A 25,765-nucleotide genomic window follows, 5' to 3' on the forward strand; every position below is an offset into this window, starting at 1 on the left:
ATTCACGCCTTTATTTAAGAATTGATAATTAATATATTCCACTCACTAAAAATTAGTGATTGATTTCAAATTTAATCTTTTTAAGTCGAAAGGTTTTGTAAAAAACTTGAAGAGTTCTCCAAGTGACTAAAAAACCATTCGATAATAATACCAAACTCTGGAATGAGGGTTGATTCTTTCCACCACGGAGCTTCATTAAAGCTAGTGAATGAATCAATAAAAAAGAGTACTGCGCTAACAATTAGCACGCCACGAATAGCACCAAAAAGTACACCTAAAAGGCGATCTGTGCCAGATAACCCGGTTACTGCGACTAAACGGTTAACAATGTAGTTAATCAACGCTCCTAATAGAAGCACTGATATAAATAGAATAGCGATAGCAACAGAGTTGCGGATAAGTTGGTCATCAAGCTGGGTTAGATAAGAGGTTACTTCGGGGTAAAAATTACTAGCAACAAAAAATGCTGTAAACCAAGTAACCAGAGAGATCGCTTCTTTCGTGAAGCCGCGGATTAAGCTAATCAATGCTGAAAAAGCGATGATGCCTAAAATAGTTAAATCAAACCAACCCATTATTGTCCTTAATTTATGAACTTTTAAACGAGGCGGATTTTAGCAGATAATTTTATCAAAAGCTGTAATAATTTAAGGATTTACTGCATCAAAAGGCAGTAGTTTTCCCTCTAGTTTTGTTAGACGTTTCAAACGCGGCAATTGTTGCTCAAGCTTTTTCTTAGAAACATCTGGACCAACAAAAAGACGGGTTAATTTCCCATCAATCACCTCTGTTGGAACTGTATGTGCTTGATATCCTGCTTTATGTAGTGTTTTTAATAGTGAGTTTATATTACTCGCATTTTGAAATGCCCCTAATTGAATCGTCCAAGCAGACTCAGGCATTGTGGGTTTTACCGGAGCTTTCTTCACTATTTTTTCAACCTGTTTAGGCACTACTTTTTTTACTGGAGGTTCAGTCGCTGCAATTGGCTTTTTATCAACGCTATCTACCTGTAGGACCTCTTCGACTTGCCACTGTTCATCCACAACACTGCCATCAGTTAACTGAGCAGAAGAAATGGGTTCATCTTGAACATTTAATGTCTGTGAATGTGTTTTTAATGCTGGGTGAATCGGTGTGGCAACAAATTCATCTTCATAGGCCATCTTTTTACCATCAATAATTGATGGAAGAAAAATGACCACACATGCCACTAAAATACTGATACCCACTAATCTATTTTGAAACTGAGAAGCCACGATTTACCCTTGTGAAAATGTTAAAAAAGCTGAAACGGTATAAAATGATCCAAATACGATAATAATATCGTCATTATTTGCCTTTGATAATACGCGGTTATACGCATCCGCGATAGTCTCAAAACAATCTACCTTAGCAGGCAGGTCATTACTAGCTTGATAATGCTTAAGCAGTGTTTGCTGTGATGCACCTCGATAACATTCAAGCGGAATCAAATGATAATAATCAATTGCTGAGTTAATCACTGCAAAGGTGCCGGTTAAATCTTTATCTTCGAGCATGCCAACAATCGCAAATACCTTACCACCAGGTTTACGTAAATGCTGAAGTTGTGTTGCTAAATACTCGGCGGACTGCGGGTTATGTGCAACATCTAAATACGTATCGACTTGTGTCTCACTACTGACTTTTTGTAAACGTCCTGCTAGCTGTGCATGACCAATTGCATTCGTTAATAATGTAACAGGAAGTTCAAGCTCGAGCGCCTCAATCACAGCTAATGCGGTTGATGCATTTTGCAATGGCATTAATGTCAGCGGTAGATTATCAATGTTTTTATGACCAGACCAAGACCAACTATTAGCGCCGATTGTCGCTTGGAAATCTTTACCCGCATAACGAATATCAGCATTAATATTTTCAGCATGTTGTTGCAGTGATTGCGGAGCATCAAGTTCACCACAGATGACTGGTTTTGAAGCACGAAATACGCCCGCTTTTTCAAAACCGATCTTTTCTCTGTCGTCACCTAACCAATCGATATGATCGATACCGATCGTTGTCACTACACTCACATCGGACTCAACCACATTAGTTGCATCAAGACGTCCACCTAAGCCAACTTCCAACAGGATAAAATCACACTTCTCAGCTTTTAAAATATCGAGACAGCCTAACGTTACATATTCAAAATAGCTTAATGAAGTATCGCCACGAAGTGATTCTATTTTTTCAAACGCCTGACAATGAAACTGCTCAGGCATCTCTTGTTTATTAATACGCAATCTTTCAGTATAACGCTGAATATGTGGCGAACTATAAACACCAACCTTGTATCCTGCCTGTATTAAAATCTCTTCTAAAAAAGCACAGGTTGTGCCCTTGCCATTAGTGCCAGCAACGGTAATCACTTTGGCATCAAAATGGATAACATTAAGATCATTAGCGACTTTACCAATACGCGTTAACCCGAGTTCTATTTCTGTTGGGTGTAACTTCTCTAGATAACTTAACCATTCATTTAGGCTGCGTTTATTCATCTTCATTATTCGACACTATTCCCTTTATACCTACACTAATAACAATTATTGTTCTAAAAAAAGAGGACCTATAGCAGGTCTTGGTAAAGCAAACTGCTCTGGATAATCAACTTCAACCAAGTACAAACCGCCTGGTTTTGCTGTTGCAGCCGCTTTCGAACGATCTTTAAGTGCCAGTAAGGTTGCTAACCAATCAACGGGCTGTTTGCCACGACCGACTTCGATCAAACTACCTGCAATATTGCGCACCATATGGTGTAAGAAAGCATTCGCTTTGATATCAATAATGATGAAATCACCACGACGGGTGATATTTAAATACTCGATGCTGCGTACTGGGCTATTAGCTTGACAATGAAGCGCTCGGAACGAGGTGTAATCCTGCTCACCAATAATATGCTGACCAGCTTGTTGCATTAGTTGTGCATCAAGTGGGTGGTGATAATGACTTAAACCAGAGCGTAAAATACCCGGTCTAAAAGGTGCGTTGTAAATGATATAACGATAGCGTCTTGCAGTTGCACTAAAACGTGCATGGAATGTTTCATCAACCTGTTTTACCCAACGTACGGCAATATCATCAGGTAGATTAGCATTGACGCCAAGCGTCCATGCAACATCTTTACGATCAGCCGTTGTTTCGAAATGTACAACTTGCCCAGTACCATGCACACCGGCATCAGTTCGCCCTGCACAATTCACAGTGACCGTGTGATTAGCAATTAAAGAGAGTGCCTCTTCCAGTTTTTGTTGTACCGAAATAACCTCTTTTTGACGCTGCCAACCATAATAATTAGCTCCATCATACTCAACACCTAAAGCAATGCGCATCACTCTTCACCTAATATTTTAAAAAATGAAGTATACCGTTTTTAGATTTAACCTCCATGCTCAATCTTCAAAAAATTATCAATCATCTCCTGAGTGACTAATATGACACCACTTTCTGATATTTCGTAAAAGTTTTTATCACTTTCGTAGTCAAAACCGATACAAAAATCATCAGGGATAATACAATCTTCGACTACTAATACATTATATAAATTGCATCGCTTACCAATTCGAACATTAGGTAAAATGACACAGTGACCAAGTTTACTGTATCGCTCGATTGTTACGCAGGTAAATAGCAATGATTTTTTTAATGTAGCACCGGATATAATACAACCGGCAGTGATAACACTGTCAATCGCTTGGCCTCGACACCCCTCTTCATCGAAAATAAATTTTGCGCCGGGCAACTGTTCTTGAAATGAGTAGATAGGCCAATGTTTATCATAAAGATTAAGCTCTGGCTCTAATTGTACGAGGTCTAAATTTGCATGGAAATATTGATCTACCGTGCCAACATCTTTCCAATAAGCCTGTACATCGGCACAACCATCAGAATCAAACACATAAGCGTACACAGATTGCTGTTTAATTGCCTTCGGTATCACGTTATAACCAAAGTCATGCTGTGAAGCAGGTAAACAGGCGTCTGCTAATAGTAGTTTTTCTAAAACATCAAAATTGAAAATATAAACACCCATTGACACCAATGACTTACCCGGCAAGTCAGGCATCTCCGGTGGGCATTCTGGTTTCTCTACAAATTCAATGATACGCATATCGCTATTGATACCTAACACACCAAAAGGAGAAGCATGTTTTGTATTCACGGGAATGGATGCGATAGATATGTCAGCATTATTTTTGGCATGTTGGCGAAGCATACGGCTGTAATCCATTTTATAGATATGATCACCACCGAGTATTAACACATATTTACAATGCTGTTTACGTAACTGTTTGAGATTTTGATAAACAGCATCAGCTGTGCCACGATACCAAAGATCACCAATCTGCTGCTGTGCGGGGACGATATTGACGTATTCACCAAGCTCCCAGGGCATTCTACTCCAAGACTTTTGGATATGATCAAGTAACTCTGAAGATTTATATTGAGTTAATACATTGACACGACGTATACCTGAATTCATGCAATTAGATAACGTAAAATCAATAATTTTGTATTTCCCACCAAAAGGTAAACCAGGTTTAGCACGATCTTCCGTTAAATGCTTTAAGCGACTGCCCTTACCTCCCGCTAAAATTAATGCAATGGTATCACGTGTTAATAAACCAATATGTTGAGACATCTATAACCTCTTAGTCGAGTAATGCAGTGCCTTGTGTCGCATTAATAATCGGCGCAACTTTTAATAACTCGGACCGTTGATTGTCGACAATCTGTAATGCAGAGTGGATAGAGCGATTATTGTTTGCAATGATATTGATATCATAACTGTGTCCTTCGTAAACAAAAGCAACCTTTAAAATACCATGCTCTAATTGCCAATCGCCACTGCAGTGAAAGTTTTCAAACAGACTGCTAATCGTCAACTGGTTATTTTTTTGAAAATTAAACATTAACGATATATTGCTTACCGAGGTAACTAACCATGCATGCGCAATGACTTCCGCTTCCGTTAGCTTACGTTTCTGTAGCTCCCATAAAATATATTCACCTTCGGTGATAATAAAGGCACGATACTCCTCGCTTAATATTGTTGAAGATAATCTATTTTTATCACGTGTGCGCTTCTCATGGGTAAAGAGTATGACCTTACGATCTAATTCGCTTAATAGGGAAAATGCTAGCATACGGCCTCTCAATCAAATAATTATAAAATTAGTCTAATTAAAAGAAAGTGATGACACTGACAGGGGAAAGTTTGAAAGAGGTCAAACTACGACTCTTTTAAGTTGTTTTTATATGCGATGGCTCACATTGGCATTGGCTTACAAATAAAAAAGGTAGCTTGCGCTACCTTTAAATTTATTATTAATCAGGGATTAGGTTAGTCTTTCTTTTTTTTCACAGCACGCTTTTTAGTTTGCTCTTCAACCCATTTACCACCGCTTAACACTTTATCTTTTAACTCACCACCCACATACTTAGCAGTCCAACCGGTTGCTTTTTTGTCGATTTCAGTCATAACATATTGTTCTTTGTTTTTACGACTGTAACGCACAACAGCGGGGTTACCAGCAGGATCCGTTTGTGGTGCTTCAGCTAAATAGAAGAATTTAGGTGAAATGCGCGCTTTAAACTGTGCAAGTTCAGCTACTTTCGGTGCTCGCGTTTCACGAGAACGTGGGAATGTACTTGCCGCTAAGAACAGACCAGAAGCGCCATCACGTAAAATAAAATAAGCATCACTCTGTTCACAAGGTAACTCTTCAAGATGAACAGGATCTTCTTTTGGAGGAGCAACTTCACCATTACGTAAAATTTTACGTGTATTTTTACACTCTTCGTTGGTACAGCCCATGTATTTACCAAAGCGACCATCTTTGAGCTGCATCTCGTTGCCACATTTGTCACATTCAACAATTGGACCATCGTAGCCTTTGATCTTAAACTCACCCTCTTCAACAAGGTGCCCTTCACAAATAGGGTTATTACCACAGACGTGTAACTTACGTTTTTCATCAATTAAGTAGCTGTCCATTGCCATGTCACATTTAGGACAACGTTTTTTCGCCATGAGAGCAGCAGTTTCAAGATCTTCATTACTGAGAATATCTTCAACTTCTTCACCATCAACTAAGTTAATGGTCGTTTTACAACGCTCTTTAGGTGGTAATGCATAACCAGAACAACCTAGAAATACCCCAGTTGAAGCGGTACGAATACCCATTTCACGTTCACAAGTAGGACAACGAACCTCTTTAATCGCCACAGGTTCATTTAAGCGCATACCACCTTCATCTTCAGGTAGTTCTGCTTTTTCAAGAAGCTCGGTTAAATCTTTATAGAAACGGTCTAACTCAGCAATCCAATCCGCTTTGCCTTCTGCAATAGCATCCAGATTACCTTCCATCTCCGCAGTAAATGAGTAACTCATCAGGTCTACAAAGTTTTCACTCAGGCGATCGCTGACAATCTCTCCCATTTTAACTGCATAAAAACGGCGTTTATCCACTTTTACATAGCCACGATCTTGAATCGTAGAGATGATACTTGCATAGGTAGAAGGACGACCGATACCTTGCTTTTCAAGCTCTTTTACTAACGCCGCCTCGGTAAAACGAGCCGGTGGCTTAGTAAAATGCTGACGAGGATCAAGTTCAATTAAATCAATAACTTCACCAATTGCTAAATCAGGCAGTTGCACGTCATCGACTTTACTTTTAGCAACTGGTTGTGCTTTCGTCCAACCAGCAAAACGTAAGGTACGACCTTTGGCACGTAATAAATAATTATCAGCCTCTACAACCAATGTTGTTGCATCGTAAAGTGCCGGTAACATCTGACATGCTAAGAATTGACGCCAGATAAGTTCATAAAGGCGCATAGCATCACGGTCAACACCATTAAGCAGAGCGGCAAGTTGTGTCACATCTGATGGACGAATCGCTTCATGCGCTTCTTGAGCGCCAGATTTACTGCTAAATACAACAGGATCGGCAGGTAAGTAATTAGCACCAAATTCACCGGTGATGTAATCACGTGCAGAAGCGACTGCATCTTTACTCAAGTTTGTGGAGTCGGTACGCATATAGGTAATATAACCCGCTTCATACAAACGTTGCGCTAACATCATGGTTTTCTTTACACCAAAGCTTAAACGCGTACTTGCCGCTTGCTGTAGTGTAGAAGTAATGAAAGGTGCGCTTGCTTTACTTTTAGTCGGCTTATCTTCACGTGAAAGTAATTTAAATTGCGCGTCTTTTAACGCTTCAACCGCTTTCGTTGTATGTGCTTCCGTTGTGGGTTTAAAACTATTACCGTCTTCTTTAAAAACTTCTAAGCGTAATTCACTTTTATCTTTTGCAACGGTATCTGCGTGTAGATCCCAGTATTCATCAGGATTGAATGCTTTAATCAAGCGTTCACGCTCAACAAGAAGGCGTACTGCAACAGATTGCACACGACCAGCAGAAAGACCACGTGCTACTTTTTTCCATAACAATGGTGATACCATAAATCCGACGACACGGTCTAAAAAGCGACGTGTTTGTTGTGCTTTAACACTATTTAAGTCAAGTTCTGTCGGATTCTTAAAGGCTTCTTGAATTGCACTTTCTGTAATTTCGTTGAAAACAACACGTTGGAATTTACTGTCATCACCACCGAGGATCTCTTTAAGGTGCCAAGCAATCGCTTCCCCTTCTCTATCCAAATCCGATGCAAGGTAAATAGTTGGTGCATCAATAGCCAATTTTTGTAATTCACTAACTACTTTTTCTTTGCCTGGTAGTATTTCGTAATGCGCTTTCCAGTTGTTGTTTGGGTCGATACCCATACGAGTAACAAGCGCCTCTTGTGCGCGTTTCGCTTTCTCTTTCTCTTTCTGCGCAGGTGTCATACCAACCAATGATTTTTTCTTCTTAGCATCTATTCTTTGTTTAGCACTTCCACTGGTAGGAAGATCACGAATATGACCCACACTTGATTTAACAATGTAGTCTTTGCCAAGGTATTTATTGATGGTTTTTGCTTTTGCAGGTGATTCCACAATAACAAGAGATTTGCTCATAATTCTTTTAGCCTTAGAGTAGTCAAGATTGAGAGGTGCGACACTAATTTATGATTCATGCGCTGAATTCCCTTTTTATATAAGCCAAAGTCAGCGTGAATAGCAACTTATATTTTCAATAACTCTGTAAAATGAGATAAAAAAGCCAACTAAATGATAGTTGGCTTACCAATATGTTCAATTTACACGCAACTTATTTAAATAAGCGCGATACATTTAATTGCATTACTTTTAATAAACTATTCTCAAATGCAATAGCTGCACCATGGCCTAATTTATCAGCCAGCTTCTTTTTCTGGGCATATTTAATCTGCACAATATGACGATTGTCAAGCTGAGAAAGTAAGTAATCATCACTGGTCGAAATGCTATCAACTAGGTTCAATTTAATGGCTTGTAATCCATACCAATGTTCACCCGTTGCTACTTTTTCAATATCGATAACAGGGCGATGCTCACTTACAAAATGTTTAAATAATTCATGGGTCTCTTGCAGTTCTTGCTTAAATTTCGCACGCCCCTGTTCGTCATTTTCACCAAACATGGTTAATGTACGTTTATAGTCGCCTGCGGTTAGCTGTTCAAATTCGATATCATGTTTTTTAAGCACTTTATTAAAGTTAGGAATTTGTGCAATCACACCGATTGATCCTAATATCGCGAACGGCGCCGCGATTATTTTATCGGCAATACAGGTCATCATGTAACCACCACTTGCTGCAACTTTATCAACCGCGATAGTCAGTGGAATATTATTATCTTTCAAACGCTGCAGTTGAGAAGCAGCTAAGCCGTATCCATGCACCATACCACCACCACTTTCAAGGCGAACAAATACTTCATCTTTGTCACTAGCAACAGAAAGAATAGCCGTGATCTCTTCACGTAAAGAACTTACCTCTTTTGCGTCGATGCTACCTTTAAAGTCCAGCACATAAAGTTGCGATAATGGCTCTGGTTGATTGCCCTCTTTCGCCAATTTTTTAGCTAACTTATCTTTCTCTTTTTGATCTTTTTTATCTTTTTTCAGGCGTTCTTTAAGTTGTGGTGGTGTTAACAGTTGTTCTTGTATTGATTTTTTAGTCGTTTTTAACAACGCTGAAATATCAGTTAACTCAATCTCTCCTTTTTTATTTTTTTGCTTACTCGTCAATGCGATAATGATAATTAATAATGCAGCAACAGTGATTACGAACGTCACCGCTTTAGCAAAAAATAGCCCATATTCAAATAAAAATTCCACAGTTTTATTCCTAAGTATTAGATTAATGTGGCATATCATGACAAAAACTACGCTTGGGTACAAAAGAGTTTGAGTCTTTTAGTTAAAAAAAGTTATTATTCGCGTAATTTAAGCTCTACGAGAAATATTATGGAACAATATCAAGCTAAATCAGACTGTTTAATCAACAAAACTATTTTAATCACCGGTGCCGGTGATGGGATTGGCAAAATATTAGCGCTGCAATGTGCTGAATTTGGTGCCACTGTTATTTTGCTTGGCAAAACAGTCAGCAAGCTAGAAGCTGTTTATGATGAAATTGAAAAGATGGGCAAACAGCAAGCCTCTATATTGCCTCTTGATCTGAATGGTGCAACTGAAACACACTATGCTGACTTAGCCGATACTATCAAACGTGAATATGGCAAACTCGATGCATTAGTACATAATGCAAGCCAATTAGGTGTACTGGGCCCCTTTGCTCAAATTGAAAAGTCAACATGGGATGAAGTACTTCAAACCAACCTAACTTCACAATTCATGCTGACTAAAGCATTAATTCCTGTTTTAGGGCTTGCTGAGCATGCTTCTACAATATTCACCACTTCTGGTGTGGGTAATAAAGGTCGCGCTTATTGGGGAGCTTACAGTGTCTCTAAATTTGCTACAGAAGGTATGATGCAGACACTCGCCGATGAATTTGAAAATAGTACCTTACGCTTTAATGCAGTAAACCCAGGTGCGACACGAACCGGTATGCGTGCGAATGCTTTCCCTGCTGAAGATGTTTCCCTATTAAAGACGCCTATTGATTTAATGCCAACTTATCTTTACTTACTCAGTGATGACAGTGTTGATATCACTGGACAGCGTGTTAATGCACAGTAATGCCAGAAAATTTACTAGCTAGAAACAAAAAGCCCCGTATACATCAACTGAATACGGGGCTTTATTTTATGCGAGCAAACTAATTTTTAAGTTTATTTGTAGATCTTCTCACCGACTGTTGGTCGTGTTTTAAGCAGCTTCAATGTCCACATATATTGGCTACGATCTTCATCGATAAGTTTCTCTATTGCTTGATTCATGAGCTGTGTATCGGTTAATTCATCAGCCGAAGGGATACCCTCAATAGGTGCATGAAAAGTGATATCATATTTTGCTGTCTTGTCATTATATGAGGTATAAAACGGAATAACGACTGCACGGCCCAGTTTTGCTAATCGACCGATAATGGGTAAAGTCGCTTTTTGAGTACCGTAAAAGTCCGTAAACAAACTCTCTTTACGGCCATGATCTTCATCAGGCAAATAATAAAAATGCGCTTTATCCCGTAGGCTTTTAATCACTGGTTTCAAGCCCTCACTACGATGATATAACGTACCTTTTCCCATCGCATCATTAAAACGCGTGCGGTAGGTAGTGACAAACCAATCGAAGATAGGATTTTTATAATCATTGAACATACTTGATAATGGGTAACCACGCGCATTGATACCAGCAACACCAGCAAAGTCAACGCCGTAGCAATGTGGACCTAAGAAGATGATCGATTTCCCCTGTTTTTCAGCATCAATGATGTATTGCTCACCCGTGATATTGGTACGATTTAGAATATGCTCTTGACTGCGCCAAAATAACTCACCTAACGATAAGGTAATTTGCGCTAACGCTTTAATGTTTTTACGCATCAACAGATCTTTATCTTCCTCTGTGTATTCTGGGAAACATAAACTGAGATTAGTAAAAGCAATTTTTTTGCGTTTATTAAGGAATTTTTTTGAATAGATAAAATTAGCAACACCTGCTGCAAAACGGTCACGAAGACGTACAGGGCAGTAACTAAAAATAAATAAAAGAAAAAGTAAGCACCATGTTCCCCAATATTTAGGATGAAAATGTTTTGCTTTTATTGATGTGTCGAACTTAGATTTGTACTGGGTCATTTTTGGCCTTTGAAAGCTTAGAATGAAAGGTGGGTGGCAGACTCCCCAGCAAACCCTCGGCACTTGAATCACTTACTATGGCTGCTGCCTTCCGGCTCTGACCAGGTTAATAAGTTATCAATGCGAGGAACCAAGAAGCCTACCATTGTCACTGCATCAAGTTGTGTGTAACGACTTGATGCAGTGAATTATACGTATCTTCAGAGTGATATCAACTGCTATTTACTGTTTATATTTCGAATGCCTAATTAAGCAACAACTCGTTGATAAAACAGTTCGAATACGTATAACATTAATACAACAACAGAAAATTAATTTGATTGTCTGCTCTTAATAATTGCTTGAGTGCACTCAAACCTAGTACAGAAATCTAAAAACAGGTTAACTTTCACAGCTACTACGTTTTTAAAAACAAAAAGCCCCGTTCATTTATTAAATATGAACAGGGCTTTGAATAAAGAAGACTTAAATATTAAAAGATTAACTGACAATCTGCTTTTAAATAATACCTTTAATAATTTTATCCGCTTTAGTTCGTCGTAAACGTACAAGTAGTTTTTTTACTTTTTCAGGATACTCTGTCACATCCTGAATCTGATTCGAATCAGTAATTAACTTCGTATTTTTAAGTACTTGAGCCAGCTCTTTATCGAGTAGTGGTTTTAACTGCTGTTTAGGGTCATCTATCAATAAGCCGTTTTCAACATCTAAACGCCATGCTCTCGGATTCAGGTTGTGTCCAGTTAACATAACAAAGCGTTGATCAACATAAATCCCTTTGAGGTGGAAACTATTGCCCTCGTCTAACCACAAGTTAAGTTGTAACTGTCCCGTTGATAGTAACGCCTGATGCTTTAACGCAAAGCGTTTTAAATTACTTTCATACAGGTAAGGTAACGCACCAATGGTACGAAATGGTTCACTTTCTGGTATATAGAAATCATTTGCCGTTTTATCACCGACAACAATTGTTAACTTAACACCACGTTTTAACAGCGCGGTGATATCTCGCGAAATAGCAGTAGGTAAATTGAAATAAGGGGTAAAAATAACAACCTGTTGCTGCGCACTTTGTAATAATTTACGAATAGACTTGTTAAGTTTATTTTGACGTGCGCCAAAACCGCAGAGTGGCGTAATCGCTAAACAATCAGAGCTACGCTCGCCTTCGTAATCGAAAGAAGCTTGTTTTAAATTACGAGTCAGTTTTTTATGTGCACTTTTCAACTCTGTCATTGGGGTAATAACTTCACTGTTTAACAGTGCAACCGCCCCACTACTTAGGATCTCTTTATTTAAAAACGAGACCATTGAGTCAGCTAGTTTTACATTATTAATCAACCAATAACGATCGTAGCGATAGCGCTCTTGTTGATGTAGGTAAATATTATTGAAGCTTGCACCACTATAAAGAACCTGATCGTCAAAAATAAACCCTTTTAGGTGCTGCACACCAAACAACTCTTTGCGCTTAACCGGAATACCAATCACTTTGACGCCTAGACCTTGCGCTTTTTCAACTTCTTGGTACCAAGTCGCATTCGTTGCAGTGGATTCTTTTTCACCAATTCGCCCACGTTGAGCACGATGATAATCGATGCAGACGACAATATTTAACGCAGGGTTTTGTTTTTTGGCATCGTATAATGCCATTAAAATATCACTACCCGCCTCATCTGCTTCTAAGTAGAGTGCGGTTAAATAGATGCGATATTGAGCATTTTTTATCTGCTTTAATAGCTCCTGTTTAAAGGATTTTGATGAATAAAGGCAATCAACTGATTGTTCATCAAGTGGTATTTTGCGCAGGTTATTTAAGAAAGCTAAGCTTTGTTGTATTCGGCTACTCATGTCACTCTTTTTATAGAAAAGGGTTATCTTGGTAAAACAAGATAACCCAATTTTTATTAACGACCTAAATTTAGATCACTTTTGCAATTGCATCACACAATGGCTGCATGTTGTCTTTAGTCATACCCGCTACAGAAATACGACCAGAGCCGACGATATAAACCGCAAACTCTTCTTTGAGTTGATTTACTTGCTCAACCGTTAATCCTGAGAATGAGAACATCCCATTCTGACGACTAATGAAACTATAATCACCAGCAACACCTTTTTCTTTTAAGGTAGCAACAAACAGATCGCGCATCTCTTGAATACGTTCACGCATATCAGCAACTTCTTTATCCCATTGTGCGTATAAGTCCGCATCTTCTAGGATTGTAGTTACGATTGCTGCACCATGTGCAGGCGGATTCGAGTAGTTTGAACGAATGCCTGATTTAATTTGGCTAAACGCTGAATCTGCAATTTCGCTATCTTCTGCGACTAACGTAATACCGCCAACACGCTCATTGTACAAACCAAAGTTTTTAGAGAATGAATTTGCAATCAGTAATTCGGTATTGTATTTCGCGAAAATGCGTAATCCTTGCGCGTCCTCTTCGATACCTTTTGCAAAGCCTTGGTAGGCAAAGTCAAAGAATGGAACTGCACCAAGATCTGCCATTAGTTTAGCGAGTACTTCCCATTGTTCAAGTGTTGGATCAATACCCGTTGGGTTATGACAACATCCATGGAACAATACGAGATCACCTGCTTCCACATGCTGCAATGATGCAACCATTGCATCAAAATCTAAATCTCTTGTTTCAGCATTATAATAATCGTAGCTGGCTACTTTTAGGCCTGCAGTTGTGAACACATTACCGTGATTTGCCCAAGTAGGATTACTTACCCAAATTTTTCTAATGCCGAGCTTCTTCAGAGCAAAATCAGCCCCCGTGCGAAGTGCACCAGTACCACCCGGTACTTGCGCTGTACGAGCACGGTTTGACGAGATAATTTCAGAATCAGCACCAAACAATAATTTTTGAACTGCAGTTCCGTAGGCAGCGATGCCTTCGATGGTCAAATAACTTTTGGTTTTTTCTGTAGCAAGTAGACGTTTTTCAGCTTCTTTTACGGTCGCTAAAATAGGTGTTTGACCACTTTCATCTTTGTAGATACCAACGCCAAGGTTGATTTTTTCATTACGTGTATCTTTTTTAAATGCATCCGTTAATCCAAGAATTGGATCCGCAGGCGCCATACTTACTTGTTCAAACATAACTATTCCTTTATTAACTCGCTGTTATTAATTCGCTATGGTCTGTTTCACTTCTTATCTACCTTTAGCTCAATGGCTAAATAAATACTTAGAAGCTCAATGGTTATTTGATTCAAGTGTTGTTATACCATCCCAACACTTTATCAATCAATTTATTCCGATAATTTCTTATCTAAATCCGCTATTTTAGCTTTCCAAATCGCAGGTCCTTGTGAATGAACGTTATTTCCATCACTATCTACAGCGACTGTCACCGGCATATCTTCAACTTCAAATTCATAAATTGCTTCCATACCTAAATCTTCAAAAGCAACAACGCGTGCCTTTTTGATCGCTTTTGAAACAAGATATGCAGCCCCACCCACGGCCATTAAGTATACTGATTTGTGCTTAGCGATAGACTCAACTGTCGCTTGACCACGTTCTGATTTACCAATCATGCCTAATAACCCAGTTTCCTCAAGCATAAAATCAGTAAATTTATCCATGCGTGTCGCCGTTGTGGGCCCAGCAGGACCAACAACTTCATCACGAACAGCATCAACAGGCCCCACGTAATAGATAAAGCGCCCTTTGAAATCAACGCCGTCTGGTAAACCTTTACCAGACGTAATAAGTTCATGAATACGTTTATGTGCAGCATCACGCCCAGTTAGAATTTTACCCGATAAGAGTAAGGTATCACCACTCTTCCATTGTGACATTTCAGCTTTACTCAGATCATCAACATTAACGTGATGCGTATTTTCACCTGCTTCACGTGTAATTTCAGGCCAATCACTTAATTTAGGTGTGTGCAATTCAGCTTCACCACTGCCATCAAGGGTAAAGTGAGTATGACGCGTCGCGGCACAGTTAGGGATCATCACAACAGGTTTTGAAGCAGCATGGGTAGCGCAGCTCTTGATTTTAATATCTAACACTGTAGTCAAACCACCAAGACCTTGTGCTCCAATGCCTAAGCCATTCACTCTGTCCATGATCTCTAGACGTAATTTTTCATCAGTAGTGAGTTGTGTTGCGTCTATTTTTGCTTTTTGTTGCAACTCAACAATATCAACAGGTTCCATTAAAGACTCTTTTGCCATTACCGCCGCTTTTTCAACCGTACCGCCAATACCTATGCCTAACATACCAGGTGGACACCAACCCGCTCCCATGCTTGGCACCGTTTTCTCTACCCAATCAGCAATCGAGTCAGATGGGTTTAGCATCACCATTTTAGATTTGTTTTCTGAACCACCACCCTTTGCAGCAACCATCACTTCTACTGTATTGCCACGCACCATCTCGACGTGTACTACTGATGGTGTATTATCTTGGGTATTTTTACGCGCACCAGCAGGGTCACTTACAATTGAAGCACGTAAAGGGTTACTTGGGTCTAAATAAGCCTGACGTACCCCCGCATCTACTAATTCTTGCACCGTTAATTCAGTTTCAAAGCGCACATCCATACCAATTTTTACAAAGGTGGTCACGATACCGGTGTCTTGGCAAATCGGACGCTTTCCTTCCGCTGACATACGTGAATTAATCAGTATTTGTGCAATCGCATCCTTTGCTGCTGGGTTCTTTTCAATTTGATAGGCTTTATCCATCGCATCAATAAAATCAATAGGGTGATAATAAGAGATAAACTGCAATGCATTTGCAACACTATTAACAAAATCTTGTTCTTTAATAACGGTCATATAAAACTCCAGAAAGTAGCTGATATCTAATCGATTGAATGGTAATCTGCCTCACAAAAACCACAACCCATTTGTTACAAAACTGTTGCCTAAATTCGAATAAATATGACTAATAGCCACATAAATATAAAAATCCAACAAATTTCCTTAACATTGCACCAATTTGATCAGGTAAAGAGGAACCTTAGCCAATTGAATTGGAGTGTTTTTCTTGAATCTGCAGATGCGGATCATGTTGACAGTCAATGGTCTATCATCAGCGCATCACCGATCGCTACCCTACAATCATTCTCAGGGACGACTTACTTTAAACAAGGTAACCTTTGTGAGCAACAAAGCAGTGATCCTTTTGCTCTTTTAAAATGTAAGCGTGAAGAGTTGTTTGGCTTACAACAGACCAATGTGGGCGATTACCCCTTTACAGGAGGCATATTAGGATCGATTGATTATGAGTTAGGTTATCAATTTGAATCTATTAATAATTCAGCGCACCCCAAAGCATTATCATTACCGGAGTTAAGTTTAGGCTTTTATGATTGGGCACTATTACACGATCGTAAGCGTGATTTGTTTTATTTGGCAATACATAATACCAGCAGCACAACCATGCGTATTGAAGAGCAGTGGCAAAAACGTTTTCAATGGCTGATGCAGCAAACTCATGACAAAATGTGTGGTGCTTCTTTTATGCTATCTGGTGAATGGCAATCTAATATGGATAAGCAACAATACACGGATAAATTTAATAAAGTACAATCTTATATCCTGAGTGGCGATTGTTATCAAGTCAATCTAGCCCAGCGATTCAGTGCCCCTTATCAAGGCGATGAATATCAAGCATACCAAAGGTTAATTGCACAAAACCGCCCTCCTTTTGCCGCATTTTTACGTTTGCCAGAACAAATTATTTTGTCGCTTTCTCCCGAACGCTTTCTTAAGTTACAAAATGGTGTGGTTGAGAGCAAGCCTATCAAAGGCACTCGCCCTCGATTTGATGATCCTTTATTAGATTTAGAAAGTCAGCAACAACTACAAGCCTCTGAAAAAGACCGTAGTGAAAATTTGATGATTGTAGATCTGTTACGTAATGACATTGGCCGTGTCTGCCAACCCGGTAGCGTTAAAGTACCGAGTCTGTTCGATATCGAAAGCTTTCCGGCGGTACACCACTTAGTAAGCACTGTAGTGGGTAAACTCGATCCCCAATATCAAGTTGAAGATCTTTTACGTGCTAGCTTCCCAGGGGGGTCAATAACCGGTGCACCGAAAATACGTGCGATGGAAATTATTGCTGAATTAGAGGAACATCGACGTCATAGCTACTGTGGTAGCATTGGTTATATAAATGCAGATGGCCAGATGGATATGAATATTGCTATTCGTACTTTAATTTGTGTTGATGGGCATATCTATTGTTGGGCAGGTGGTGGTTTAGTTGCAGACTCAGAAGCAAATGCAGAGTATCAAGAATGCTTTGATAAACTGAGTAAAATATTACCCTGTTTATACCAAAAGAATTATTAAATAAAAAGCGGCCAGCTTTTAACTGTCTGCGATTAGTTTAAACAAAGTACTGCTTCAAGATATAGAGTCATATAAAATAAAAGCGCTATTTGTGATCAATAAACAGCGCTTTTATTTTCTGAAAGTTAACAACTACAAGCTAACAGCTACTTTCTCAGCGTGTTGGCAGTTCAATATCCGCAAACAATTTATTAACTTCATCGGTATATTTTAATTGAATCGCTTTTTCAACCAATGGGCGGGTTAGATGCGGGGCAAAACGTACCATAAATTCATACATATAATCACGTAGGAATGTCCCTTTTCTAAAACCGATGCTAGTAGTACTTGCCTTAAAGATATGACTTGCATCAATCACGCAAAAATCATCTTCATCATTGACCGCCATCGATGCAACAACGCCAACACCAAGGCCTAATCGTACATAGGTTTTAATGACATCAGCATCGGTCGCAGTAAAGGCGACATTAGGCGTAAAACCAGCAGCATTAAATGCTTCATCCAATTCTGAACGTCCAGTAAAGCCAAACAGATAAGTGACAATGGGGTGTTTAGCGATATCTTCAACGGTGATGTTTTTTATTTTCGCAAGTGGGTGGTCTTTTAAAACGATTACGCTGCGGTTCCAATGATAACAAGGTAGCATAATCAGATCTTGATAAAGATGTAGTGCTTCCGTTGCAATCGCGAAGTCGGTCTGCCCTTTCACTACCGATTCACTAATTTGAGTGGGCGTTCCCTGATGCATATGCAATGACACTTTTGGGTAACGTTTAATAAAACCTTTGATCACTTCAGGTAGTGCGTAACGCGCTTGAGTATGCGTTGTTGCGATATTTAAAGTGCCTTGATCAGGCTGGGTATACTGCCTTGCAACGGCCTTAATACTTTCAACTTTGCCTAAAACCTCAGAAGCATAACGAATCACCTCTTTACCCGCAGGGGTCACTTGTGTGAGATGCTTACCGCTGCGTTCGAAAATTTGTATGCCTAATTCATCTTCCAACATACGCACCTGTTTACTAATCCCTGGCTGTGAAGTAAATAAACTTTCCGCCGTAGCAGAAACATTTAAATTATGATTTAACACTTCAACGATGTAACGTAATTGTTGTAATTTCATATATTTGCCGATAGTTATGGTGTTTAATAAAGAATGGATTAAGTCTATCAGAGTTCTAATAAATTCGCAGTGCTTGTTTACTAGTCTGTTATTATCCTCTTAAATGACAACTATAAACTTAAATAACAATCGCTTGCGAGACATAAATGGATAACCCACAAAAGCTTGATTTCAGCACTATTCTAGCAACCAGTGCTCATGACATGAAAAATTCACTCTTTATGTTACTGCAATCAATTGAAAACATAGATCAAAGTGATAACCTCAGTGCAACACAGCATCAGGCGTTTGCGGACCTGCATTATCAAACATCACGTATTAATGGGTCATTAATGCAATTACTGGCTTTATATCGTGATGAGCAAAAACAACTTCCTGTATATATTGAAGAGTATTCTGTAGCAGAGTTGTTGCATGAAGTAATAGATAAAAATCGCTTATACATTAATGCCAAAAATATGAAAATTACGATAGAGGTCGACCAATCACTGCATGGATATTTCGATTACGATTTAATCAGTCATTTAATTGGTGACATCTTTGTTAATGCACTTCGTCATACCCATAAAACCATTATCTTGCGTGCTTTTTTTGCAGATAACTACCTAAATATTCAAGTAGAGGATGATGGCCCTGGCTACCCAAATCACATGTTAGCGGCAAGTGAAAACGGTACAACTGAATTTAATGCCAATAAAGGAAGAAGTGGACTTGGCTTACTGTTTGCGAAAAGAATTGCAGCGGAGCATAAAATGAAGCAATTTCAAGGTCACATTTTATTGGAAAATAATCATCAATCCGATGGAAGTATATTTACCTTGCGCTTGCCTTAATGCACACTGTTGTTTTTATGCCTTTGTTTCAATTGCCTTAACTATTTTTAATGAGAAGTTATGTTATTCCCTATCATTTTATCACTCGTTGCTTTGTTACTGTTTGTATTGATTGGTTACAGTATTATTCATCAATACAAACAAAAATTAGAGTCCGAACGGCGTATCGCGGTCAGTAAACAACGTGCTGTTGTATCAGAAGTTGATGAATTACTGTTAAATGCCACGCGTATGCCCTTCAGTAAGTCACTACTCTTGATTCTACAAAACAGGATACGCAATGCATTAATCTTAATGATAAAAAGTAATCCTGCTAATACAGCAATGCGTGAGCACTTAAAGAATACTGATTCGCAAATACAGCAAATCCGAACGCATTATACGCCGCCAGATGAGAGCATTTTCCGTACACCAGAAAACGATAAGGAAGCACTTGCCCTATTACAAGTGACTAAAAAAATTCGTGCAGTACTCCGCTCTGAACATGCGAAAGGAAAGATCAGCACTGAAATTTTTGTGGCGGAAGATCATCGAATCGAGATAATGCAGCTTAAAATAAACATTGAAAATGGTGTTAAACGAATCATAGACGCCAAAATGTCCAAGCAATTTGGCAGCGCTAATCAAATGATCAACAAGCTAGTAAATATACTGACCACTATTCCAGATAAAGATAGCTACTTAGATAAAAAACAGGAACAACTGCTGTCAATTAAAAATGAAATAAAGTCCTATTTAGTAAAACATAGTGATGAAGAGCTCGCAGCGATTAAAGCGAAAGAGGCAGAGAAGAAGAGTGATCTTGATGTTATTTTCCAAGATAAAAAGAAATGGTGAACAAACATTCTACTGATCCATATCAAAGGAGTTGCATAAACTGCCCAACTCCCTTAAAACATTGACTTAAGTCATTATTTAAAACATTTATGTCATTAATATAGCAAGTCCATTAATATTATTAATCATGGTAAATGGTATGTACCACTTAAATGAAAAACAACTTGCACAGTTAAAGCTCCAATTAAATAGTAAATTGATTAAAGTGCGCGCTACTATTAATACAATATTTTTAGAATCTGATCATTCGAGTCATCACCTTGCGGCAAAAAATTTAGCCCGTTTATCTGCCGATGAACTGATTGAATTTACTTCCCAAGTAGAAAACTCTTCTCTAAAAAGAAATGTTGAAAAGCTTAAAAAGCTTGATGCTTCATTGAATAATATAGAACACTCAATGTATGGTTTATGTTCAGATTGCGAAAGTGAAATGTGCGTAGAAATGCTGACAGAAAATCCAACAAAACAGCGTTGTATGATCTGTGAGGATAAATACCAAAAGCAAAAGAATAATAGATACCGCCTATAAGCACTCTATTTTTCCTGTACTTTAAAGTATATAATTGAAGGTAGATAACTACCTTCAATTACTTAGAGTCTGCCCTTTGGAAAATAATAATTCAGTTTTAACACCACAGAAACTAGCTTGTCTATCTTCGGCTCAGTGTAGTACTGACTTTTTAGAACAACTTAATAAAGCACCTATCAATCCACCCAACTGGCGTACCCTTTTTCCTATTGCTTCAGAAATAGTCGACAATTTTCTGAAATTGCCACAGCCATTATTATTTTTAAATGCGCAATACTGGCATGCTGCAACCACCGTTGTTGAACGATGTAATACCCAAAACCTGCCACTTTTAGCCTTACAAAGTTATGACCAAGAAAAATTATTTGGTCGTATTAATATTATTGGTCAAGATAAAGTGACTGCACAAGTTGGTGAGATAGTTAACTTACAGGGTGGGCTGTTAGTGCTACATATCAGTCCTTTACTCGTTAACCCAAGCTTATGGTTTTTACTTAAAGCATTTTTACTCAATCAGAAAGTACCGACAAGTGCTGCAGTCAATGGTGAAAAATTACGTGGCGTTCTGCCAAACCTAAACGATAACATCATCGATACTAAGATTATTTTGGTTGCTAATCGCTACCAACTTGATGAACTGACACAAATTGATCCTGATTTTTCACAGATCAGTTCTCTTTTTGCTGAGATTTCAGGTGACATTAAAAACAATGATGAAAACGTACATGCGCTTTATCATTATTGCCAACAATTAATTGTAGATAAAAACTTAACCACGTTAACTGTTGAAGCGTTTGATGCACTATTTACCTACTTAACGCGTTTAAGTGATCACCAAAAAAACATACGCTTTTCTCCTCAGGTGATTGAATCAACATTACGTTATGCGCAACTTATCCAGTCACAACAAACAATTCAAACAGACAATATTGACGCCGTCCACATATTACAAGCCTTAGCGCTACAAAAACGTGCGCAATCAAATGCACAGGATTTTAGTGATCAAGCGTTGGTCGAAAAACAACTAAGAATTCAGCTCGAAGGCGAATCGGTTGGTCAAATTAATGGTATGTCAGTGGTTGAATTGATGGGTTACCCAACTGAATTTGGTGAAATATTCAGAATATCAGCCAGTGATATGGTTGGCGATGGTGAGATTATCGATGTTGAACGTAAAGTTGAACTTGCTGGCAATATACATGCAAAAAGTACCATTATTGTGCAAGGTTACCTGAACCACTTCTTTACCCATATAGCGAATTTCCCACTTTCATGTAATGTGGTTTTTGAGCAATCTTATCAAGAAAGTGATGGGGATAGTGCCTCGTTAGCAATTTTGTTAGCAGCCGCTTCTTGTTATTCACAAACACCGATTAAGCAAAACCTTTTTGTTACTGGTGCGTTAGATCAACAGGGTCATGTATTGGCAATCGGTGGTATTAACCAAAAAATTGAAGCGATTACTCGCCTATTTACACTGGGCTTGCTTAATGAACCAGTTACCGTATTAATGCCGCAAGCGAATCAAATTAATTTGCTCCTTAGTAAGCAAACATTACAACTGATAGATGATAAAAAAATTAATATTTATCCTATTCAACACAGTTTAGAAGCATTTCCTTTTGCAATGTCTCAAACATTTGAATCGGTCATTAAATTAATCAACAAACGTATCAACTTTTTACATAAAGAAGAAGAGGATGAGCCCATCAGCTTCTTCACAAAGTGTGTAAATTTGTTGCGATAAACCCGATAGTTAGCTAAAGTACGGGCTCTATTTGCCTGTATTATCTAATGCAATAACAGCGATTCCATTCAAATAAGAAAGTGATTATGACAAAAACTGTATCCCAAAAAGAGTTGGGAAAAAACTCTTACACTAAAGAAGAACTGATTCAATGTGGTAACGGCGAATTATTTGGCGAAGGAAACTGCCAATTACCTGTTGATAAAATGCTTATGTTAGATCGCATTATTACTATCACAGAAGATGGTGGTGAACATGGTAAAGGCGAATTAGTTGCTGAGCTTGATATCGACAAAGCGCTTTGGTTCTTTGAATGTCACTTCCCTGGTGACCCTGTAATGCCAGGCTGTTTAGGTCTTGATGCAATGTGGCAATTAGTTGGCTTCTTCTTAGGTTGGAGTGGTGGCCCTGGTAAAGGTCGCGCACTAGGTGTAGGTAATGTTAAGTTTACTGGTCAGGTTTTGCCAACGGCAAAAAAAGTGACTTACCGTATCACAATGAAGCGTTTAATTATGCGTCGTTTAGTAATGGGTATTGCTGACGGTGTTGTAGAAGTAGATGGTAAAGTTATCTACACTGCTGAAGACCTAAAAGTAGGTTTATTTGTTGATACTGCAAGCTTCTAATTTTTTATAGTATCTACCTAATAAAAAGCACCCTCTGCGCAAGTAGACGGTGCTTTATTTTTATCTGCCTGATACAAATCTAACTTCGCTATTAACATGAGAATGGCATTAACCATCACTGATACGACAAAAGGATGACAATGAAAACACTGTTTAAATTATTTAAAGCTCTCGCTAAGTTACTTAACGTAACACGCTTAATTATTATTAACGCACTGTTTTTTATTATTGTGCTTATTTTTATTGTTGCCTTTAACAGTGAAGAGGAAGAAGTCGTCATTGCTGAAAATTCAATTTTACAACTTAATTTCAACGGTAACATTGTTGAACAAAAACAACCGCTTGATTTTTCGAATGAGTTATCAAAACAGCTAGTAGGTGATAGCCAACAATTTTTAGAATACCCTGTGGATGAAGTACTACAGGTCATTAACCACGCAGAACAAGATAGTAAAATAAACGCGATTTTACTAGATCTTTCTGGGTTACAATCTGCCAGCCTGAACCATGTAAATGTCATTGGTGAGGCGATCAATCACTTTAAAAATGCCGGTAAAGAGGTGATAGCGACAGCAGATAACTACTCACAAACACAATACCTTTTAGCAAGCTATGCAGATAAAGTTTATCTTGATCCGCAGGGAATGGTGCTATTACAGGGGTTCTCGGTTTACCGTTTGTATTTTAAAGAGTTACTCGACAATCTGTTGATCACCCCACATGTATTCAAAGTTGGTACCTTCAAATCTTTTGTCGAACCATTTACTGATAAACAGATGTCACAGGCGAGCAAGACGGCTAACTCACACTGGTTAAATCAACTCTGGCAAGGCTATATAGATACGGTGATTGCTCAACGTAAAGAGACCAATATCAATGAAAAATCTATCTCTCCTACCTTGGTAGAGCTTAAAACGGCATTACAAGCAGCTCAAGGTGACACAGCCCTTTATGCTCAACAAGTCGGCTTAGTTGATCAGTTATTACCGCGTTATGCACTATTAAAAGAGATTAAAAAATCAGGAAAACACAAACTCACCTATAGTCGTTATCAAAGTACAATGCCTGCTCTTTATCAGCAAACAGCTAGTACCGATAAAATCGCACTTATTCATGGGCAAGGTGAAATTTTAGCTGGCACACAAAATAGTAATGCCATCGGTGGGGATAGCTTTTCAAAATTGTTAGAAAATGCACTCAATGATGATCGTGTAAAAGCGGTTGTTATTCGCCTTGATACACCAGGTGGAAGTGCCTTTGCTTCTGAGAAGATCCGTCAACACGTATTAGCCCTTAAAGCGGCAGATAAAAAAGTAGTTGTCTCGATGGGTAGTGTGAGCGCATCGGGTGGATATTGGATTGCATCTGCAGCTGACCATATCATCGCATCGCCAACAACCTTAACCGGTTCCATTGGTATTTTTGGTATGTTTGCAAGTGCTGATAAAGCACTCAATAAAATTGGTATTTATAACGATGGCGTTGGTACTACACCACTGTCAACATTAGACCCGACACGTCCATTAGACCCTGAGCTTGCAGACATTATCCAGATGGGTATAGAGCGTGGCTATCAACAATTTCTGTCGGTAGTGAGTGAAGGCCGAGGAATGAGCTTAGATGAAGTCGATAAAATTGCACAGGGTCGAGTTTGGACTGGTGTAGATGCCAAAGAATTAGGCCTAGTTGACCAATTAGGATCATTACAAGATGCAATCGAAAAAGCGGCTGCGTTAGCTCAGTTAACTGAGTTCACTATAAGCCCTATCGAAAAAACAATTTCTACTAAAGAACAGTTGCTCAATGAAATCTTGTCTAGCGGTGTTAAGATGATGCCAGCGAGTCTGCAGTTCAACAGTTCTTTACTCAATATACTGACCGATGTACAACAACAAGCGACACTCATTACAAACTTTAATGATCCCAAAGGACATTATGCGTATTGCCCAATGTGTTTTATAAATGACTAAAGCCCGTCATTAACAAATTAGGCAGTTCATCACAATGCACTGCCTATTATATTAATTGAAATTAAATGAAAAATATAAATAGCCAAATCATACCGATTAAGATCTTTGCACTAAAATTTTACACTCAAGCAGGAGATCTAAAGCCGCCAACCTATTTTTATTACGGCTTACTTTTTTTAGCAAGAACATGGGCCTTACTTATTATCTCTTTGGCATCACGAGAAACAGGTAATAAATTACTGGCGACTTTTTATCCCGATAAAACCCATTTTTACTTTGGCTTGGCTTCTGGTCTCATCGCCCTTGTACTCTTTTTTCTTTCTGGCAGAGATCATGATAAACACCCTTTGATATGTAAAATATGGCAGAAGGGTTACCCTTTTCTACTGCTTAGCATCTTGGCCGATTTAGGTTTACAACTGTATTATCTTTATTTGGTTCGATTTCAGTATTCAATTGAAGCATCGGTACAGTTAGTTGTCATCAGTTGGTTGTTACTACTGTGTGTGCGCAGTAAACATTTAAAAGCCAGCTTTAAAGGTCGATTGTAGTTTA

Annotated in this window: 22 protein-coding genes and 1 other RNA gene; 9 read left to right on the plus strand and 14 right to left on the minus strand. The window is 38.6% G+C overall.

The annotated features are described in order from the left end of the window. Positions 1-80: 80 nt before the first annotated feature. From QQK09_RS13090 to sohB, 8 genes are all read right to left on the minus strand, one after another. On the minus strand, positions 81-575 hold the full coding sequence (locus QQK09_RS13090) for a CvpA family protein (RefSeq protein ID WP_284204600.1): 495 nt from the start codon (positions 573-575) through the stop codon (positions 81-83). 72 nt (positions 576-647) lie between these two features. Beyond that, a complete protein-coding gene (locus QQK09_RS13095) occupies positions 648-1,259 on the minus strand; it encodes an SPOR domain-containing protein (RefSeq protein WP_284204601.1) in 612 nt (203 codons plus the stop codon). 3 nt (positions 1,260-1,262) lie between these two features. Continuing rightward, positions 1,263-2,525 carry a bifunctional tetrahydrofolate synthase/dihydrofolate synthase gene (folC, locus tag QQK09_RS13100; RefSeq protein WP_284204602.1) on the minus strand — a complete coding sequence of 421 codons (1,263 nt, stop codon included), beginning with the start codon at positions 2,523-2,525 and terminating at the stop codon, positions 1,263-1,265. Positions 2,526-2,564: 39 nt separating this feature from the next. After that, the gene (truA, locus tag QQK09_RS13105; RefSeq protein ID WP_284204603.1) at positions 2,565-3,350 is read right to left on the minus strand and encodes a tRNA pseudouridine(38-40) synthase TruA; all 786 of its coding nucleotides are present in this window, start codon (positions 3,348-3,350) and stop codon (positions 2,565-2,567) included. Between the two features lie 47 nt (positions 3,351-3,397). Further along, complete coding sequence (gene glgC, locus QQK09_RS13110) at positions 3,398-4,660, minus strand: glucose-1-phosphate adenylyltransferase (RefSeq protein ID WP_284204604.1); 1,263 nt, start codon at positions 4,658-4,660, stop codon at positions 3,398-3,400. A gap of 10 nt (positions 4,661-4,670) precedes the next feature. Next, entirely contained in the window at positions 4,671-5,165 is a 495-nt protein-coding gene (locus QQK09_RS13115; protein WP_284204605.1) for a hypothetical protein, read from the minus strand. Between the two features lie 197 nt (positions 5,166-5,362). Further along, positions 5,363-8,047: a type I DNA topoisomerase gene (topA, locus tag QQK09_RS13120; RefSeq protein ID WP_284204606.1), complete on the minus strand. Its 2,685-nt coding sequence runs from the start codon at positions 8,045-8,047 to the stop codon at positions 5,363-5,365. A 193-nt stretch (positions 8,048-8,240) separates the two neighbouring features. Next, positions 8,241-9,290: a protease SohB gene (gene sohB / locus QQK09_RS13125; protein WP_284204607.1), complete on the minus strand. Its 1,050-nt coding sequence runs from the start codon at positions 9,288-9,290 to the stop codon at positions 8,241-8,243. A gap of 129 nt (positions 9,291-9,419) precedes the next feature. On the opposite strand from sohB, the gene QQK09_RS13130 reads away from it, so the two are divergent. Beyond that, on the plus strand, positions 9,420-10,157 hold the full coding sequence (locus QQK09_RS13130) for a YciK family oxidoreductase (protein ID WP_284204608.1): 738 nt from the start codon (positions 9,420-9,422) through the stop codon (positions 10,155-10,157). A gap of 92 nt (positions 10,158-10,249) precedes the next feature. Here the strand turns inward: QQK09_RS13130 and lpxM are convergent, their stop codons facing one another. The 5 genes from lpxM to QQK09_RS13155 form a co-directional block, all read right to left on the minus strand. After that, complete coding sequence (gene lpxM, locus QQK09_RS13135; protein ID WP_284204609.1) at positions 10,250-11,215, minus strand: lauroyl-Kdo(2)-lipid IV(A) myristoyltransferase; 966 nt, start codon at positions 11,213-11,215, stop codon at positions 10,250-10,252. 39 nt (positions 11,216-11,254) lie between these two features. Then, positions 11,255-11,352: signal recognition particle sRNA small type (gene ffs, locus QQK09_RS13140), an RNA gene on the minus strand. Between the two features lie 361 nt (positions 11,353-11,713). Beyond that, positions 11,714-13,066 carry a CDP-diacylglycerol--serine O-phosphatidyltransferase gene (pssA, locus tag QQK09_RS13145; RefSeq protein WP_284204610.1) on the minus strand — a complete coding sequence of 451 codons (1,353 nt, stop codon included), beginning with the start codon at positions 13,064-13,066 and terminating at the stop codon, positions 11,714-11,716. Positions 13,067-13,136: 70 nt separating this feature from the next. Next, the gene (locus tag QQK09_RS13150) at positions 13,137-14,327 is read right to left on the minus strand and encodes an amino acid aminotransferase (protein WP_284204611.1); all 1,191 of its coding nucleotides are present in this window, start codon (positions 14,325-14,327) and stop codon (positions 13,137-13,139) included. 152 nt (positions 14,328-14,479) lie between these two features. After that, entirely contained in the window at positions 14,480-16,021 is a 1,542-nt protein-coding gene (locus QQK09_RS13155) for a fumarate hydratase (RefSeq protein ID WP_284204612.1), read from the minus strand. 192 nt (positions 16,022-16,213) lie between these two features. Here QQK09_RS13155 and pabB point away from each other — a divergent pair, with 192 nt between their 5' ends. After that, entirely contained in the window at positions 16,214-17,545 is a 1,332-nt protein-coding gene (gene pabB, locus QQK09_RS13160) for an aminodeoxychorismate synthase component I (protein WP_488803502.1), read from the plus strand. A 154-nt stretch (positions 17,546-17,699) separates the two neighbouring features. Here pabB and cysB read toward each other — a convergent pair whose 3' ends face one another. After that, a complete protein-coding gene (cysB, locus tag QQK09_RS13165) occupies positions 17,700-18,668 on the minus strand; it encodes an HTH-type transcriptional regulator CysB (protein WP_284204614.1) in 969 nt (322 codons plus the stop codon). A gap of 146 nt (positions 18,669-18,814) precedes the next feature. Here cysB and QQK09_RS13170 point away from each other — a divergent pair, with 146 nt between their 5' ends. From QQK09_RS13170 to QQK09_RS13200, 7 genes are all read left to right on the plus strand, one after another. Further along, positions 18,815-19,501 (plus strand): sensor histidine kinase, encoded by a 687-nt coding sequence (locus QQK09_RS13170; RefSeq protein WP_284204615.1) that lies wholly within the window; start codon positions 18,815-18,817, stop codon positions 19,499-19,501. Positions 19,502-19,561: 60 nt separating this feature from the next. After that, positions 19,562-20,338, plus strand: a complete 777-nt coding sequence (locus QQK09_RS13175) for a DNA repair ATPase (RefSeq protein ID WP_284204616.1) — start codon at positions 19,562-19,564, stop codon at positions 20,336-20,338. A 139-nt stretch (positions 20,339-20,477) separates the two neighbouring features. After that, entirely contained in the window at positions 20,478-20,867 is a 390-nt protein-coding gene (locus tag QQK09_RS13180; protein WP_284204617.1) for a TraR/DksA C4-type zinc finger protein, read from the plus strand. A gap of 76 nt (positions 20,868-20,943) precedes the next feature. Beyond that, the gene (locus QQK09_RS13185; protein WP_284204618.1) at positions 20,944-22,614 is read left to right on the plus strand and encodes an AAA family ATPase; all 1,671 of its coding nucleotides are present in this window, start codon (positions 20,944-20,946) and stop codon (positions 22,612-22,614) included. Positions 22,615-22,700: 86 nt separating this feature from the next. Further along, on the plus strand, positions 22,701-23,240 hold the full coding sequence (gene fabA, locus QQK09_RS13190) for a bifunctional 3-hydroxydecanoyl-ACP dehydratase/trans-2-decenoyl-ACP isomerase (RefSeq protein ID WP_284204619.1): 540 nt from the start codon (positions 22,701-22,703) through the stop codon (positions 23,238-23,240). 140 nt (positions 23,241-23,380) lie between these two features. Further along, positions 23,381-25,210, plus strand: a complete 1,830-nt coding sequence (sppA, locus tag QQK09_RS13195) for a signal peptide peptidase SppA (RefSeq protein WP_284204620.1) — start codon at positions 23,381-23,383, stop codon at positions 25,208-25,210. A 65-nt stretch (positions 25,211-25,275) separates the two neighbouring features. Continuing rightward, a complete protein-coding gene (locus tag QQK09_RS13200) occupies positions 25,276-25,761 on the plus strand; it encodes a DUF2919 domain-containing protein (protein ID WP_284204621.1) in 486 nt (161 codons plus the stop codon). The last annotated feature ends 4 nt before the right edge of the window (positions 25,762-25,765 follow it).

It is taken from the genome of Psychromonas marina (assembly GCF_030161115.1).
Lineage (GTDB): Bacteria > Pseudomonadota > Gammaproteobacteria > Enterobacterales > Psychromonadaceae > Psychromonas > Psychromonas marina.